Source organism: Halomonas sp. E19, from assembly GCF_052439355.1.
Lineage (GTDB): Bacteria > Pseudomonadota > Gammaproteobacteria > Pseudomonadales > Halomonadaceae > Halomonas.
The window spans coordinates 1,342,181-1,357,496 of record NZ_JBNFWU010000001.1 but is presented as its reverse complement, the minus strand read 5'-3'; the positions used below and the strand labels follow the sequence as shown (position 1 = coordinate 1,357,496).

The following is a 15,316-nucleotide window of genomic DNA, read 5'->3' as shown; positions in this document are numbered from 1 at the left end:
GCCGGCGCCGGCATGTGCGGGTTCGTCCTCGCCACCGTCGCCCAGCGGCGCCAGGCGGTACTCCAGCAGCGGCAGTACGCGCCCTACGGTGTTGCTGTCGAAGCAGTCGTCGATACGGGTCTGGCTGATGGTCGGGCTCGCCTCGGTGAGGCCATAGCCGTTGTGCAGGGTCAGGCCGAACAGGGCCTGGACACGCCCCTTGAGATCGCCATCGAGCGGCGAGCCCCCGCCGAGATGTAGCGCAGCGCCGGCGCCACCAGGCTTCTCCTTCGCGGCGAAGGTACTCCAGCGTGCGTGCGAACATCGCCGGCACGCCTTGCAGCACGGTGATGCGCTCATGCTCGAGTGCGGCCAGCATGGCGGCGGCATCGAAGCGTGGCACGGTGTAGAGGCAGGCGCCATTGTAGAGCGAACCCATGCACACCGATGACAGGCCGAACACGTGCGACACCGGCAGCACCCCGTAGACCCGCTCGCCCTGGCACAGGTGACGCATGCCGCCCGAAATGGAGGCGATATAGAGGATGCCGCGATGGGTCAGCATCACTCCCTTGGGCGTGCCGGTAGTGCCGGAGGTATAGATCATCGCCGCCACCTGCTCGGCGCCGCTGGCGGCGACCGGCTCCGGTGCCACCTCAGCCAATGCGGAGAGATGCAGTCGGCCCAGTGAGGCATGCTCGAGCGCCTCGGCGCCATGGCGTTCGCCATGGGACTCGGCGTCCGGCGAGGCCTCGCTGGTATAGAACACCCGCCGCGGCTGGCAGTTGTCGCGGATGACATCTATCTCCTGGGCCGAGAGGCGCGAATTGACGATGGCCACCCAGACGTCGCGCTCGCTGGCCGCCAGCAGCAACGCCACCAGCGCTCGGCCATTCTCGCTCACCGTCATGATGCGATCACCGCGGCGAATGCCCAGTGAATCAAGCCACTCGGCGGTGGCATGAATCGCATGCCCCAGCTCGCCGTAGCTCCAGCGCACCTCGCCGTCGACCAGCGCCGGCTCGTCGGCCAGGCGCTCGGCATTCTGCAGCACCCGGGTGCTGAGTCGCTCGGGAAGCTCGGCCACCAGCTCGCTCGCCATACGGCCGAAGATCGCCTCGTCGGGCGCCTGGCGGATGTCCGACTTAGCCGTCGGCGCACTCCCAACCGCCATCAGGTCACCTCCCGCACCATGTTGCGCGCGATCACCACCTGCTGGATCTGGGTCGTGCCCTCGTAGATGCGGAACAGGCGAACGTCGCGATAGAAGCGCTCCACCGCGTATTCCGCCATGTAGCCGGCACCGCCGTGCACCTGCACCGCCCGGTCGGCCACGCGGCCCACCATCTCGGCGCAGAACAGCTTGCAGCAGGAGGCCAGCGTCGAGACGTTCTCGCCGGCGTCCTTGCGCCGTGCGGCGTCGAGCACCATGGTGCGTCCCGCGTAGGCCTCGGTCTTGCTGTCGGCAAGCATCGCCTGCACCAGTTGGTGCTCGGCCAGGGGCACGCCGAACTGCTTGCGCTCGATCGCGTAGTTGAGCGACTCCTCCACGAGTCGGTCGGCCACGCCCACGCATACGGCCGCGATATGCAGCCGGCCTCGATCGAGCACCTTCATGGCGGTCTTGAAACCTACCCCTTCCACGCCACCGATGATGTTTTCGGCGGGTACACGGCAGTCTTCGAAGATGATGTCGCAGGTGTGGGCACCCTTCTGGCCCATCTTGTTGTCCGCCGGGCCGCGCTTGAGCCCCGGGGTGTCGCCCTCGACGATGAAGGCGCTGATACCACCCGCGCCCTTGTGGCTCGGGTCGGTGCGCGCCATCACGGTGAAGATGTCGGCTTCGGGGCCGTTGGTGATGTAGCGCTTGGTGCCGTTGAGCACGTAGTGATCGCCGTCGCGCACGGCCGTGGTGCGCAGGCTGGCGGCATCCGAACCGGAATCGGGCTCAGTCAGACAGAAGGCGCTTAGCAGCTCACCGGTGGCCAGACGGGGTACGTATTTCGCCTTCTGCTCGGGCGTCCCGTCGATCAGGATACCCTGGGCGCCGATCCCGTTGTTGGTACCGAACACCGAGCGGAAGGCCGGCGAGGTCTTGCCCAGCTCCATGGCCACCAATGCTTCTTCTTCCATGGTCAGAGCCAGGCCGCCGTACTCCTCTGGAATCGACAGGCCGAACAGCCCCAGCGCCTTCATCTCTTCGAGCAGCTCCGGCGGCACGGCGTCTTCCTCTGCCAGCCGCGCCTCATTGGGGATCAAGCGCTCGCGCACGAAGCGGGCGATGGTGGTGGTCAGCTGGTCGAGCAGTTCGGGGTCGCGAATCATGACGAGTCCTCACGCAGGAGAGAAGCGGCCGTTCGACGGGCATTGCCCTAAAGCGTCAAGGCCAGGCCTGCCTTGTTTCGCTTAGCAGAACGTAAGACCGCATTTGGTTGTCTTGCACTCTTGCATAGCCTAGGATGTCAGTCAATAAATGAAATGTTGTTTCGCAAAGCGAAACCAAGGTACAAACCAGAAGTACAACAATTCGGAAGCACAAAAGCTTAAAAAGCAGCCCAGAGAGGATCTTCATGCTGAACAACATACCGACTCCCTTCCGTACCCTGGGTATCGTAGGCACGGGTGCGATGGGCCGGGGCATTGCCCAGATCGCCGCCCAAGCCGGGCTGACCGTCTACCTGCATGACCTGCGCGAAGGGGCAGTTGCCGAGGCGCGCCAGTACATCGGTGGCCTGTGGCAGCGCGCCGTGCAGAAGCAGCGCCTGAACGAGACCGATGCCGAGCGCTACCGCACTGCCCTGAAGCAGGCCGAGGCCCTGTCCGACCTGGCAGGCTGCGATATCGTCGTTGAGGCGATTGTAGAAAAGCTCGAGGCCAAGCAGGCGCTGTTCCAGCAGTTGGAGGCCATTCTCGGCAATGAAGCCGTACTGGCGACCAATACCTCGTCGCTATCGGTGACGGCGATTGCCTCGGGCTGTCGCCATCCGCAGCGCGTGATCGGGTTTCACTTCTTCAACCCGGTACCGCTGATGAAGATCGTCGAGGTGATCCCCGGGCTGCGCACCGCTGATGACGTGACCGATAGAGTGGAGGCGCTGGGACGCGCCATGGGTCACTTCACCGCCCGCACTACCGACACCCCGGGCTTCCTGGTCAACCATGCCGGTCGCGCCTACGGCACCGAGGCGCTGCGTATCCTGGGCGAAAGCGTGACCGACCACGTTACGATCGATCGCATCCTGGTCGATCAAGGCGGATTTCGCTTGGGCCCTTTTGCGCTGCTCGACCTCACCGGGCTCGACGTCTCCCATGCGGTGATGGAGTCGATCTACCACCAGTACTACGAAGAGCCGCGCTTTCGCCCTCGCCCCTGACGCGCCAGCGCCTGACGGCCGGGCTGCTCGGACGCAAGAGTGGCGAAGGCTTCTACCGCTATGAGGAGGGCAAACCCCAGCTGCCCTCCGAGCCCCCCACGCCCGAAGCCGCGCCGCGCCCGGTGTGGATCGGCACTGAGGATGACGAAGCCAGACGACAGCTCGCCGCGCTGGTGACCGCAGCGGGCTGGCCGCTGGACAGTGCTTCGGCTCCCTCTTCGGAAGCGCTGTGCCTGGTCGCCCCGCTAGGCGAAGATGCCACAACCTGCGCACTGCGCCTGGGCCTGTCTCCCGAACGCTGCGTGGCCGTCGATCTGCTGGCCGGCCTCGAGCGGCGCCGCAGCCTGATGACCACGCCAGCCACCCAACCTGCCTATCGCGATGCCGCCGCGGCCCTGTTTGCTCGCGACGGCACGCCGGTCAGCATCATCAATGACAGCAATGGGTTCGTGCTGCAGCGGGTGGTGGCATGCATCGTCAACGTCGGCAGCGACATCGCCCAGCAGGGCGTGGCCGCCCCATCGATCATCGATCGCGCCGTGGAACTCGGCTTGGGCTATCCACTGGGGCCGCTGGCCATGGGCGACCATTACGGCCGCCGCCGCATTCTCACCATTCTCGACAACCTTCTGGCCGCTACCGGCGATCCCCGCTACCGCGCCAGCCCCTGGCTACGCCGCCGTGCTGCCCTCGACCTTACCCTGACAGCGGCCTGAAGCCCCTGCCCAATAGGAACTCCCATGCAAGACGCCTATATCTTCGACGGACTGCGTACTCCCTTCGGTCGCCATGGAGGCAGCCTCGCCGCCATACGCCCCGACGACCTGCTCGGCCACGTGCTAAAAGCGCTCGTCGCACGCAACGCCTTTTCCATCGAAGCCTATGAAGAGGTGCTGGCCGGCTGTACCAACCAGGCCGGCGAGGATTCGCGCAACATCGCACGGCACGCGGGGCTGGTCGCCGGCCTACCGGTCGAAGTGGCGGCCCAGACGGTCAACCGCCTGTGCGGCAGTGGCCTCGCGGCGGTCATCGATGCCGCTCGCGCCACACGGCTCGGCGAGGGTGAACTGTTCCTGGCCGGGGGTGGAATCCATGTCCCGCGCCCCCTATGTGCTGGGCAAGGCGGAATCCCCTTACGCCCGCAACCAGCCGCTGTACGATACCGTAATCGGCTCGCGCTTCCCCAACCCCTGGATTTCCCGCGAATACGGCAGCCACAGCATGCCCGAGACCGCCGACAACGTGGCCCAGGATCTCGGCATCGGCCGCGAGGCGAGCGACGCCTTCGCCGCTCGCTCCCAGTCCCGCTATGCCGAGGCCCAGACCCGCGGCTTCTATGACGACGAGCTGCTGGCCGTGGAGGTCGCCCAGGGTCGCAGGCAACCACCGCAGGTGGTAACGCAAGACGAACACCCGCGCCCCGACACCGACGCCGACAAGCTGGCCAGGCTGGGCCCGTTGTTCGAAGGCGGCGTGGTCACGGCTGGCAACGCTTCCGGCCTTAACGACGGCGCGGCGGCGCTGATCGTGGGTAGCCTCACCGCGGGCGAGCGTGCCGGCATTGCGCCACGGGCACGTATCGTGGCCAGTGCCGTAGCCGGCGTGCCCCCCGTGTGATGGGGCTGGGCCCGGTACCGGCCAGCCGCAAGGCGCTCGAAAGAGCCGGCCTAACCCTCGAGCAGATGGACGTAATCGAGATCAACGAGGCCTTCGCGGTGCAGGTGCTGGGCTGCGTCAAGCAGCTGGGACTCGATCCCGACGACAGCCGCCTCAACGCCAACGGCGGCGCCATCGCCATCGGCCACCCGCTGGGTGCCTCCGGCGCTCGCTTGGCGCTGACCGCACTGCGCCAGCTCGAAGCCGGAGCAGGCCGCTACGCACTGGTCACCATGTGCATCGGGGTCGGCCAGGGCATCGCCTGCATTATCGAAAGAGCGGAGCGCTGAGCACCCCTGCCGCCCCGGGCTCGGCCGCCAACGGACTGACCCGGGGCAATATGCGATACTCGCCCAACGACCTCGCGACAGGGAACCACAATGAACACACCTGCCCCGCTGGAAGATGACGGCACATTGCCGACCAAGGACCGCAACTTCGTCACCGCTCTGGCCCGCGGCCTGGAACTGCTGCGCGCCTTCGGTGCCGGCGAGGAGTATCTTGGCAATGCCGAGCTTTCCAGCCGCACCGGGATTCCGCGCCCGACGGTGTCGCGGCTGACCTACACCCTGACCCAGCTCGGCTATCTTCGGCATAACACCCGGTTGGAGAAGTATCGCCTTGGCCCCGGCATCCTGGCCCTGGGCTACCGCTTCCTGGCCAGCCAGGGCATTCGCGACATCGCTCGCCCTTTCATGCAGCAGTTCGCCGAAGCCACCGATTGCAATGTCAGCCTCGGGGAGCCGGACAAGCACGACATGGTGTATATCGAAAGCTGCCATGGCAGCGGCCCACTGATCGTGCGTCTCGACATTGGCTCGCGCCTGCCGATGGCGACCACGGCGATCGGCCGCGCCTGGCTGTGCGGGCTCTCCGAAGCGCGCCGCGAGGCGGTGATGGAGGAACTGGCCAAGGCGCATGGCGCGGACTGGCCGGGGCTGGAAAAAGGGATTCGGAGAAGTCAGGAGGATTATGCTCGCTATGGCTTCTGTCTCTCGGAGGGCGACTGGCAGTCGCAAATCAGCGCCGTGGCTACGCCGCTGATCCTCGAGGATGGCGCCGAGGTAATGGCGATCAACTGCGGCGGTGCCGCCCACCGTCTCGGCCATTCGATCATGGTCGACAACCTGGGGCCGCGACTCAAGGAAGTGGCAAGGCGCATCCTGGCGGAACTGCAGCACGGCAACGCACCCTGACGGCTGCCAAGCCGCCCCTGTCACCCGCCCGGCGATCAGGATATAGTGCAAAAAACCGTGAGGTGACGACACCTTGCAACTGAACGCCAGGAGAATTGAGTCGACTTCATGCCCGACACTGCTTCTCGTCCCGGCATGCTGGTGCAGGAGGCCGATCGGTTCAGCGCCGAGGGTGACTGGACGCTGCCGCACTACGCCAGGCTGAGCGCCGTTGCCGCCAAGGCCAGGGCCGCCGAAGAGATTGCGCTTGATCGCCTCGGTGCCCTGGATACCTCCGGCGCCTCTGTGCTGGTCGATCTGCTGGGCGCCGACCGGGTGCAGGAGATAGACCGCTGGGCACCGGCGCTGCCACCGGAACGCCGCAGCATGCTCAAGGCAGTGGCCAAGGCGCGGAGGCGTCGCCGCCGCCTACCGAACCACGGGCGCTGCCGATACTCGGTGCATTGGCCGAGCTGGGCCGGCGCGTCGAGGCACTGGGCCGCCAGCAGCTTCAGCTCGCCGGCTTCATCGGGCTGACCCTGACCAGCCTGCTGGCCAACCTGCCGCGCCCCTGGCGCTGGCGCATCACCGCCCTCGTCGCTCATATCCAGCAGACCGGGCTCAACGCCATTCCCATCGTGGCGCTGCTCACCTTCCTGGTCGGCGCCGTGGTGGCGTTTCTCGGCGCCACGGTGCTGCGCGATTTCGGCGCCACCATCTATACCGTCAACCTGGTCACCTACTCCTTCCTGCGTGAGTTCGGCGTCTTACTCGCAGCCATTCTGCTGGCCGGGCGAACCGCCAGCGCCTTCACCGCCCAGATCGGCGCCATGAAGGCCAACGAAGAGCTCGATGCCCTGCGCGCCCAGGGCCTGAGCCCCATGGAGCTGCTGGTGCTGCCCCGAGTGCTGGCGATGATGATCAGCCTGCCGATCCTCACCCTGGTGGGCATGCTCAGCGGCATGCTGGGCGGGGCGCTGGTCTGTGCCCTGGCGCTGGATATCTCTACCACGCAGTTCCTGGCCATCCTGCAGCGCGAGATACCGCTGCGCCATTTCCTGCTGGGGATCGGTAAGGCGCCGGTATTCGCCTTCATCATCGCAGTCATCGGCTGCCTGGAAGGCTTCAAGGCCAAGGCCAGCGCCCAGTCTGTCGGTGAGCACACCACCTCCAGCGTGGTGCAATCCATCTTCATGGTAATCCTGCTCGACGCACTTGCCGCCATGTTCTTCATGGAGATGGGCTGGTGAGTCAAGCGTCCGATACGGTGGTCGAAGTACGCGACCTCACCAACCGCTTCGGCAGCCATGTGGTGCATAACGGCCTCGACCTGGATATCCGTCGCGGCGAGATTCTCGGCGTCGTGGGCGGTTCCGGCACCGGAAAGTCGGTTCTGCTCCGTAGCATCGTCGGGCTCAAGCGGCCGGACGGCGGGTCGATTCACGTGCTCGGCGAGGACCTGCAGCGGCTGGCGCCCGACCGGCGAGCACGAATCGAACGCCGCTTCGGTGTGCTGTTCCAGCGTGGCGCGCTCTTCAGCTCGCTCAACCTGCAGGAAAACGTCGCCCTGCCGCTGATCGAACACCTGGGAATGGCCCGGGCGGACGCCGAACATCTGGCGCGACTCAAGCTGGCCCTGGCCGGCTTGCCTTCCCAGGCAGCCCAGCTGATGCCGGATGCGCTGTCGGGCGGCATGGTCAAGCGTGCTGCCCTGGCTCGTGCGCTGGCCCTCGACCCGGAGGTGCTGTTTCTCGACGAACCCACTGCCGGCCTGGACCCCATCGGCGCCGCCGCCTTCGATACACTGCTGATGACGCTACGCGACGCCCTCGGCTTCAGCGTCTTTCTGGTGACCCACGATCTCGATACGCTCTATACAGCCTGCGATCGCGTCGCGGTCATCGCTCACCGCCGGATCCTGGTCGCCGACCGCCTGGACGTCGTGGAAGCGACCGACGATCCGTGGGTCCGCGACTATTTTCATGGCCCGCGAGGCCGCGCCGCCCGCCACGCGGCCCACGCTGCAAAGGAGGGGTGATGGAAACCCGAGCCCACCATGTCGTCATTGGCCTGTTCACCGTACTGGCCATAGCAGGCGGCCTGCTGTTTGCGCTGTGGCTGAACCACACCGCTGGCGACCGCGACTACACCCATTACGAGGTGCTGTTCAATCGAGGGGTCAGCGGCCTGTCCGAGGGCAACGCCGTGGAATACAGCGGGGTCCGGGTCGGCGACGTCGTTAACCTGAGACTCGATCCGGTCGATCCTCGCAACGTGCGAGCGCTGATTCGCGTGCAGAGCCACGTGCCTATTCGTCAGGACACGCGGGCGCGCCTTGCGCTGGCCAATATCACCGGCAGCATGTCGATCCAACTGCACGGCGGCACACCGGAGAGCCCACTGCTGATTAATCGCGGCGAGGCACCGCCACAGATCGTGGCCGATCCGTCGCCGCTGGGTGCGCTGCTCAGCGACAGCGAAGAACTGCTCGGCAACGTCAACAGCGTGCTGTCACGCCTCGAGGCGCTGCTGTCGCAGGACAATATCGACAGCGTGGAGCAGATCCTTGCCAACCTGGAGCGCACCACGGCTCAACTGGCCGCCATCGGCGATGCGCCGAGTCAGGTAGCAGAACGCATGGTGGAGGTCACCCAGGAAGCGGCGCGCGTGCTGGCGGAGCTGCGCAGCCTGGCGGAGCGCACAGGTGGGCTATTGCAGGGCCCCACGGAGAGCATGCTGCGTGAAGCCGGCCAGCTCACCGGCAGTCTGGCCCGGGCGGCCCAGCAGATTGAACAGCTCATGCAGGACAACCAGGGTGCGTTGGAAAGCGGCATTCGTGGGGTGCAGGGACTCGGCCCCGCCACGCTCGAACTGCGCAACACCCTGTCATCCTTGAATCGCCTGGTGCGCAGGCTGGAGGACAACCCGACCGATTTCCTGCTCGGACGCGACCAGATAGAGGAGTTCACCCCATGACCCCGCTGCGGCTACCCCTGCTGGGTCTGCTGTTCCTGATGCTCGGCGCTGCCGGCTGCACCCTGGTGCCGCAGCGCACCCCGCTGGCACTCTACACCTTGCCCGATGGCACCGTTCCGCCAGCACACGCCAACGCTGCCCGGCAGGACACGCGCACTCTGCGGATCGACACGCCACAAGCCAGCGGCCTGCTCGACAGTGCTCGCATCGTGGTCGTGCCCACTCCGCACCAGCCTCAGGTCTACGAAGGCGCACGCTGGGCCGACGACATGCCCCGCCTGCTGCGCAATCGCATGCTGGATGCCTTCCAGGCCGATGGCCGCCTCTCGCGTCTCGTCCATGATGGTGCCGCGCTGGTCGCCGACTTCGAGCTTGCCAGCGACCTGCGCGCCTTCCAGAGCGAGTACCACGCTGGCCGTGCCCCGCAGGCGGTGATCCGCCTGGACGCCCGCCTGATCGATGCCCGCTCCCAGCAGCTGCTGGCCAGCCGACGCTTCGAGCAGCGCCACCACGCGCAGAGCGAAGCCCTGCCCGATGTCGTCACGGCCTTCGGCGCAGCGGCGGACCAACTCACCCTCGAACTCGTGGCCTGGGTGGTGGAACAGGCTGACCGGGGCGATACGGCGGCCCGTTGAACCCACCCTCGGCTCAGGCCGTCGAATATAGACAATTCATCATAATGTCTTGCGGTTACCGTTATCGGCAGCAATTGGTTATGATGCGGCTAAAAGCAAGGATGTACGCCATGGATAGTTCGCCCCGACAGAACCTGGGCATCAGCGCCTATAGCTGGCTCAAGCATGACATCATCCGCGGCATCTTCCAGCCGGGAGAAAAACTGCTCATGAGCCGGCTCAAGGATCGCTATCGCCTGGGAATCGGCCCGCTTCGCGAAGCCCTGTCTCAGCTGGTGGCAGAGCGGCTGGTAATTGCCATCAGCCAGCGGGGCTATCGAGTCGCCCCGATGTCCCTGGCCGAGCTGAAGGACATCTATGACGCCCGAGCCCAGCTCGAAGGGCTGATACTCACGCTTGCGATCGAGCGTGGCGACGACGCCTGGGAAGCGGAGATTCTGGCCACGGCTCATACCCTCTCCAAAGTTATGGAGGTCAATACACCGGACGAGCTGCTCGATGTCTGGGACACCCGCCACAAGGCCTTTCATACTGCCATCGCCAGCGGCTGTGGCTCTCCTCACCTGCTTCAGGTCCGCGAAAGCCTGTTCGATCAGGTCGAACGCTATCGCCACCTCTGGCTGCGCGAAACGGTCTTCTCCGAAGACGCCCTCGAGCGCAAGCGCCAGGAGCATGCCGCGCTGGTCGAGGTGATTCTCGCCCGTCGTGCCGAGCAGGCCGGAGAGATGATGCGCGAGCACCTGATGACACCGGTACCGATCATCACCGAGGTGATGACACGACGCGGCCTGGCCTGACCGTCACCTTCCTGTCACTACACTCGGCCATACTGTGGCCGTGACAAGATGAAACTCACGTTTTATTTTGTAGAGACAACCGGCCAAGCGCAGCCCTATCGTTGCCGGCCCGAAGGAGGGCGTTATGCCACACATCCTGCGTTTTTCACGTGAAGTCGAAGACCGGCTGGAACGCCTTCTTCAAGGAACCGATCTCAGCAAGGCGGAGCTGATCGAGCGCTGCCTGGGTCGCGGCCTGGCAGAGCTGGAAGCCGAGCTGCTGATGGAGGGCGCCGATGCCCGCCTCGACCCGGTAAATGGCCCGACCATCGACCAGCTGCTGCGCGAAAGCGGCTTGGGCGCCTGAACCGGCTTTTGCAAACGCCCCCTGGCTTGTCATCATGCGCCAAAGACAGCTCGGAAACGACGGTAGGCCGCGAGAGCCCGTTCCGGAGTGTCTGGCGCCAGACGTATCGCCTGGCCCGGCAGGCACTGGGCCAGGCGTGACGCTGCCAACGGTGTCAGCGCACCGAGCCTGGGGTAGCCACCTATCGTCTGGCGGTCATTGAGCAGTGCGATGGGCTGGCCATCCGGCGGGACCTGCACTGCGCCAAGACCGATTCCTTCGGAGATCAGCGAATCACCACGGAATTCAAGTTTCGGTCCCGTGAGCCTGACCCCCATGCGATCGGCACGATCGTCCACCCGCCATGTCGCATTGAAGGCCCGGAAAAGACTTCGGCCGGTGAATTCGCCGATCTGGGCGCCGGGCAGCAGGGACAGGGCTGCAGGCACTCGATAATCGATCCGCGCCTCCGCCGGGGCCTGACGCAAGCCGCCCCCGGCGGGAGCGGCAGGCATCACCGTCAGTCGATCGCCCTGTGCCAGCTTGCTGCCGCGGCCGTCGAAACCGCCGAGCCCCTCACGTACTACGCAGGCGACGCTGCCTAGCACTGCATTAGCGTGGAAGCCTCCCGCCACCGCCAGATAAGCGCGCAGACCATTGACCGGCGAAGCGAAGCTCAGCCGCTGGCCTTTCCCGCAAGGGAAGCGCTGCCAGATGGGCAACGGCTGGCCATCGAGGCTGGCCCCCAGGTCAGCCCCGGCCACGGCCAACACAAGGTCACGCTCGGCCACAAGGGTGAGCCCGCCGAACGTAATCTCGAGCGCCGCAGCCCCCAGGCATTGCCGGCGAGTCGGTTGGCCCAGCTCCAAGCATGGAGATCTGCCGGCCCTCCTTGGGTCACGCCAAGGCGACGCACGCCGAAACGACCGGCATCCTGAAGCAACGCCAGGGGTCCTGCTTGTTCGACGCGAAAACCGATAACGGTATACTCATTCATCGACGAGCCTCCGTTGGGGTGGTATCGCCTCCACGGGCCTCGAAGGTGTGGCGGTCAACCGGCACGAAGCGCACCCTGTCGCCCACCTTGAGCAGGCTGAAACCGTCGCGGTCGCGATCGAACAGGCGCACCGAGGTGCGGCCCAGCAGGTTCCATCCTCCCGGCGTCACGGCGGGATAGGCCGCCGTCTGGCGGCCGGCAATCGCCACGCTGTTCACCGGCACCCACTTTCGCGGGGTAGCCAGGCGCGGCATCTCCAGGCAGGCATCCAGCAGGCCCATAAAGGCAAAACCGGGAGCAAAGCCGAGGGCGAAGACGCGATAGTCGGTACCGGCATGACGTTCGATCACTTTCTCGACGCTCATGCCGGTATGCCCGGCTACCCGCTCCAGGTCTGGCCCGACGCTTGGGTCATACCAGGTGGGCAGCTCATGCACGTCTCCCGACGCCGTGGCACCATCCGGCACCAGTTCGTGGAGCAGTGCCTGCAGGCGGTGACGCGCCTCCAGTGGGGTCAGGTTGAGGGGGTCGAAGACCACCAGCAGCGTGGTGTAGGAAGGCACCAAGTCTACCAGAGCGGCGCCGAAGGCCGCCTCGCTGCGCCGCATCAGCGCCGTGATCCAGGGCAGATTCTGCTCGTCGATGCGCTCGAACAGTCGCACCATCCAGCCATCCAGCCCGGCCGACTCCAGCCGCGGCAATTTCACTCTCCTGCCGCTCACGAATCGTCCCCAAGCGCATCCAGTGCCTGGCGAATGGCCTTTACGGCGGCAATGGACTCCGGGTTGTCCCCATGCACACAGAGCGTGTCCGCGATTAGCACAAGGTCACTGCCATCGCTGGCAACAAGCGGCCGACCGGTAGCGATACGCCGCGCCTGGTCGACGATGACCTCGGGATCATGGTGTACCGCCCCTGGCTCGCGGCGGGCAATGAGACGCCCGTCGCCGTCATAGGCGCGGTCAGCAAAGGCCTCGAACCAGAGGGTCACGCCTTGTTCTCGCGCCAGGGCGCTCACCGCCGAGGTATCGCGGGTTGCCATGGTCATCAGTGGCAGCCCGGGGTCATAGGCCAGGATGGCACGCATCACCGCCGTCATGATCTCGGGGTCACGCGCCATATCGTTGTAAAGCGCCCCATGCGGCTTCACGTAGCTGACCTCGATACCCTCGGCCCGGCACAGCGCCGTCAGAGCACCCAACTGGTACAGCACCATGTTCTCGATTTCGGCCGCCGAGCAGGCCAGAGAACGACGCCCGAAACCAACCAGGTCGGGATAGGCGGGGTGCGCACCTACGCATACGCCGTGCTGGCGGGCCAGGCGCACCGTCTTGCGGATGACATCGGGATCGGAGGCATGGAAACCGCAGGCCACATTGGCAAGGTCCACGTGAGGCATCACCTCGGAGTCGCGTCCCATGACCCAGGGGCCGAAGCTTTCTCCCATGTCAGCGTTGAGCAGCAGCGTCGTCATGGTTCCCTCGCCTAGGCAAAAGGAAGAATTTACCAGCGTTTCGACGCGAAGCCACCGGGGCACAAACCTTACCGAGTGCGCTCGGGCGCCGACGGCTCTGCCCACTCGCGGGGGTTTCGCGGATAGTAGCGCTCGGGCTGGCGCTCGACATGGGTGAAGAAGCGTGTGTCCTTGTAGGGCATCTTCATGAAGCCGGACACCCCGAGGCCCTCGATGAGTCCGACCGCATCGAGAATATCCTCGAGCCGGGCGCGAAACTCGGCCTCGCGGGCGGGGTCGAGCAGGCGATAATAGCTGTGGATCTTGAGATGCTGGGGCAGCGCCTCGAAGATGATCATCCCGGTATGGTGAATCTCGTTGAGCGCCTCGAGCGAGGTGATGATTGGCTCGGGCAGCACCAGGAACTCCTCAGGATCGGGCCCATCCTCGAAGTAGCTATGCAGTCGGCTGCTGTCCTCAAGCTCCGGCACGGCACTCACTTCGTAGCGCAGCCGCATGCCGGGCGTAATGGCGAAGGGATGAGCCGGGCCTTCCCGGTCCAGGTGCAAGGTATCGCGGGCATTGAACAGGCAGCTCTTGAAGATGCCTTGTCGATAGATCGCCCGGGCCAGGTTGACCATGTTATTGACGGCGGCGACGAACGCCGGCCGCAGCCCGGGGTCATGCAGGTTGAGCGAGGTGTCGATGTAGACGCCATCGGCCTCCCAGCGCACCGCCAGCCCACCCACCACCGGGTACCTGCCGAGACGGCTCACCGCCGCCAGGAAGGCCTTCTCGGTTTCGCCCATGCCCTGCATGAAGTTCTTGTAGTAGCGATCGAGCTGCACATCGTTGATGTCGTTGAGGGTCTCATGCCCTCCTCCTCACGCAGGAAAGCCTTACGCGAGCTGTAGACCACCGTGTCGATCTCCCGCGTCGACGGCCTTACCCAGGTCGGCACCAGCGGTACCTCGGCCGGCTCCGGCAAGTCGATCATCACCACCCGGGCCAGCCTCGGCATCTCGCTGATGAAGTGATCCCCGGCCCGGCGGCGAATGCGGGGTCGTCATCGAGCATGCCGTCGAGCATTCGCGCAAACTCCATGGGCAGGCCCAGGGAAGTGGCCGGAATAGCCCGCTGCCCGAAACGGCATGACTGTGCCGACGCCAGGGCGTAGAGCGTGCCGGCCGTGCCCTGCTCGTCAAACCGCGGCGACGAGAGCGCCCCGTTGAGCTGTTCGTCGCCGATGAAATAGACGTCGCCGAGGCGTGCATTGGTCTGCTGCAGGTTGTCGGACATCAGCTCCATGACGTTGGACGCCACGAACTGCTGGTTGGCGTCGAGCTGGGCAAAGACGGAGGAGCCCCAGTCGATCAAGGCAATGGTTTCCCGCTCCGCATCGAACACCAGGTTCGACGGCTTGATATCGCCATGCACGATAGGCCGCCCCGAAGGCCCGGCTTCGCGCCGCAGGCTGCGCAGGATATCGGCAAGCTGATCGGCGATTCGCACCACCAGGCGCGGCGAAAGCCGCCCTTGCCGTAGCGAGACCTCTTCGAGATTGAGCCCCGGCGCCCGTTGCATGACCAGGATCGACTGGTTGCGCACGCGTTGGAAGGCCACCAGCCGAGGCACGCGGGGGTGCACGACCTGCTCCAGCATGAACGCCTCCTCCTCGAGGCGATCCTGCAGCTGCTGGGGCAGGTTGACCCGGGTAAACTTGAAAACGTACTCCTCGCCATGGGGCGCGATGCCGGCGAACACGAAGCCATAGGCGCCCTTGCCGATCAGCGCGATCTCGCGGTACCCCAGCTGTTCGAGCTGAGCCTGGCACAGCGCCACCCACGCCTTGAGCTTACGCGCATCGTCATGACTGAGCAGGTAGATCGACTGCTCTTCCGGAATGTAGAACTGCTGTAGCTGTGCCTGGGACATGGCGGGCATCCCCA

At 65.6% G+C, this 15,316-nt stretch carries 14 protein-coding genes and 3 pseudogenes; 11 read left to right on the top strand and 6 right to left on the bottom strand.

All coding sequences use genetic code 11. The annotated features are described in order from the left end of the window. Nucleotides 1-18: 18 nt before the first annotated feature. Both ACUDAL_RS07280 and ACUDAL_RS07275 read right to left on the bottom strand, forming a co-directional pair. Nucleotides 19-1,081 (bottom strand): annotated as a pseudogene (locus tag ACUDAL_RS07280) (AMP-binding protein); the annotation flags it as partial. 71 nt (nt 1,082-1,152) lie between these two features. Further along, nucleotides 1,153-2,304 carry an acyl-CoA dehydrogenase family protein gene (locus ACUDAL_RS07275; RefSeq protein WP_444677667.1) on the bottom strand — a complete coding sequence of 384 codons (1,152 nt, stop codon included), beginning with the start codon at nt 2,302-2,304 and terminating at the stop codon, nt 1,153-1,155. 245 nt (nt 2,305-2,549) lie between these two features. On the opposite strand from ACUDAL_RS07275, the gene ACUDAL_RS07270 reads away from it, so the two are divergent. The 11 genes and pseudogenes from ACUDAL_RS07270 to ACUDAL_RS07220 all read left to right on the top strand — a co-directional run bounded on the left by ACUDAL_RS07270 (nt 2,550) and on the right by ACUDAL_RS07220 (nt 10,938). Next, on the top strand, nt 2,550-3,353 hold the full coding sequence (locus ACUDAL_RS07270) for a 3-hydroxyacyl-CoA dehydrogenase NAD-binding domain-containing protein (protein ID WP_444677666.1): 804 nt from the start codon (nt 2,550-2,552) through the stop codon (nt 3,351-3,353). Nucleotides 3,354-3,475: 122 nt separating this feature from the next. Further along, entirely contained in the window at nt 3,476-4,069 is a 594-nt protein-coding gene (locus tag ACUDAL_RS07265; RefSeq protein WP_444677665.1) for a 3-hydroxyacyl-CoA dehydrogenase family protein, read from the top strand. A gap of 24 nt (nt 4,070-4,093) precedes the next feature. Continuing rightward, a pseudogene (locus tag ACUDAL_RS07260) lies at nt 4,094-5,299 on the top strand (3-oxoadipyl-CoA thiolase). Nucleotides 5,300-5,389: 90 nt separating this feature from the next. Beyond that, nucleotides 5,390-6,205: an IclR family transcriptional regulator gene (locus ACUDAL_RS07255; protein ID WP_444677664.1), complete on the top strand. Its 816-nt coding sequence runs from the start codon at nt 5,390-5,392 to the stop codon at nt 6,203-6,205. A gap of 108 nt (nt 6,206-6,313) precedes the next feature. Next, nucleotides 6,314-6,721, top strand: a complete 408-nt coding sequence (locus tag ACUDAL_RS07250) for a hypothetical protein (RefSeq protein ID WP_444677663.1) — start codon at nt 6,314-6,316, stop codon at nt 6,719-6,721. After that, complete coding sequence (locus tag ACUDAL_RS07245; RefSeq protein WP_444677662.1) at nt 6,649-7,434, top strand: MlaE family ABC transporter permease; 786 nt, start codon at nt 6,649-6,651, stop codon at nt 7,432-7,434. The genes ACUDAL_RS07250 and ACUDAL_RS07245 overlap by 73 nt, the downstream gene beginning before the upstream one ends. Then, entirely contained in the window at nt 7,431-8,222 is a 792-nt protein-coding gene (locus ACUDAL_RS07240; protein ID WP_444677661.1) for an ABC transporter ATP-binding protein, read from the top strand. Before ACUDAL_RS07245 ends, ACUDAL_RS07240 begins: the two co-directional genes overlap by 4 nt. Beyond that, on the top strand, nt 8,222-9,160 hold the full coding sequence (locus tag ACUDAL_RS07235; protein WP_444677660.1) for an MlaD family protein: 939 nt from the start codon (nt 8,222-8,224) through the stop codon (nt 9,158-9,160). Before ACUDAL_RS07240 ends, ACUDAL_RS07235 begins: the two co-directional genes overlap by 1 nt. Beyond that, nucleotides 9,157-9,795 carry an ABC-type transport auxiliary lipoprotein family protein gene (locus ACUDAL_RS07230; protein WP_444677659.1) on the top strand — a complete coding sequence of 213 codons (639 nt, stop codon included), beginning with the start codon at nt 9,157-9,159 and terminating at the stop codon, nt 9,793-9,795. Before ACUDAL_RS07235 ends, ACUDAL_RS07230 begins: the two co-directional genes overlap by 4 nt. 110 nt (nt 9,796-9,905) lie before the next feature. After that, nucleotides 9,906-10,592, top strand: coding sequence for a DNA-binding transcriptional regulator CsiR (gene csiR / locus ACUDAL_RS07225; RefSeq protein ID WP_444677658.1), 687 nt, complete (start codon nt 9,906-9,908; stop codon nt 10,590-10,592). Between the two features lie 124 nt (nt 10,593-10,716). Continuing rightward, nucleotides 10,717-10,938 (top strand): hypothetical protein, encoded by a 222-nt coding sequence (locus tag ACUDAL_RS07220; RefSeq protein ID WP_444677657.1) that lies wholly within the window; start codon nt 10,717-10,719, stop codon nt 10,936-10,938. 32 nt (nt 10,939-10,970) lie between these two features. On the opposite strand, the gene ACUDAL_RS07215 is transcribed toward ACUDAL_RS07220, so the two are convergent. The 4 genes and pseudogenes from ACUDAL_RS07215 to ACUDAL_RS07200 form a co-directional block, all read right to left on the bottom strand. Then, on the bottom strand, nt 10,971-11,786 hold the full coding sequence (locus ACUDAL_RS07215) for a biotin-dependent carboxyltransferase family protein (protein WP_444677656.1): 816 nt from the start codon (nt 11,784-11,786) through the stop codon (nt 10,971-10,973). A gap of 124 nt (nt 11,787-11,910) precedes the next feature. Further along, complete coding sequence (pxpB, locus tag ACUDAL_RS07210) at nt 11,911-12,621, bottom strand: 5-oxoprolinase subunit PxpB (RefSeq protein ID WP_444677655.1); 711 nt, start codon at nt 12,619-12,621, stop codon at nt 11,911-11,913. Between the two features lie 11 nt (nt 12,622-12,632). Beyond that, on the bottom strand, nt 12,633-13,388 hold the full coding sequence (locus ACUDAL_RS07205; RefSeq protein ID WP_444677654.1) for a 5-oxoprolinase subunit PxpA: 756 nt from the start codon (nt 13,386-13,388) through the stop codon (nt 12,633-12,635). Between the two features lie 68 nt (nt 13,389-13,456). After that, nucleotides 13,457-15,302, bottom strand: a pseudogene (locus ACUDAL_RS07200) (protein kinase domain-containing protein). Between the last annotated feature and the right edge of the window lie 14 nt (nt 15,303-15,316).

What these genes read in the sequence shown, in the direction of transcription:
- ACUDAL_RS07270 (WP_444677666.1), top strand. Translation starts at nt 2,550, where the DNA reads ATGCTGAACAACATACCGACTCCCTTCCGTACCCTGGGTATCGTAGGC.
- ACUDAL_RS07250 (WP_444677663.1), top strand. Translation starts at nt 6,314, where the DNA reads ATGCCCGACACTGCTTCTCGTCCCGGCATGCTGGTGCAGGAGGCCGAT.
- ACUDAL_RS07230 (WP_444677659.1), top strand. Translation starts at nt 9,157, where the DNA reads ATGACCCCGCTGCGGCTACCCCTGCTGGGTCTGCTGTTCCTGATGCTC.
- csiR (WP_444677658.1), top strand. Translation starts at nt 9,906, where the DNA reads ATGGATAGTTCGCCCCGACAGAACCTGGGCATCAGCGCCTATAGCTGG.
- ACUDAL_RS07275 (WP_444677667.1), bottom strand. Translation starts at nt 2,304, where the DNA reads ATGATTCGCGACCCCGAACTGCTCGACCAGCTGACCACCACCATCGCC.
- ACUDAL_RS07255 (WP_444677664.1), top strand. Translation starts at nt 5,390, where the DNA reads ATGAACACACCTGCCCCGCTGGAAGATGACGGCACATTGCCGACCAAG.
- ACUDAL_RS07235 (WP_444677660.1), top strand. Translation starts at nt 8,222, where the DNA reads ATGGAAACCCGAGCCCACCATGTCGTCATTGGCCTGTTCACCGTACTG.
- ACUDAL_RS07205 (WP_444677654.1), bottom strand. Translation starts at nt 13,388, where the DNA reads ATGACGACGCTGCTGCTCAACGCTGACATGGGAGAAAGCTTCGGCCCC.
- ACUDAL_RS07220 (WP_444677657.1), top strand. Translation starts at nt 10,717, where the DNA reads ATGCCACACATCCTGCGTTTTTCACGTGAAGTCGAAGACCGGCTGGAA.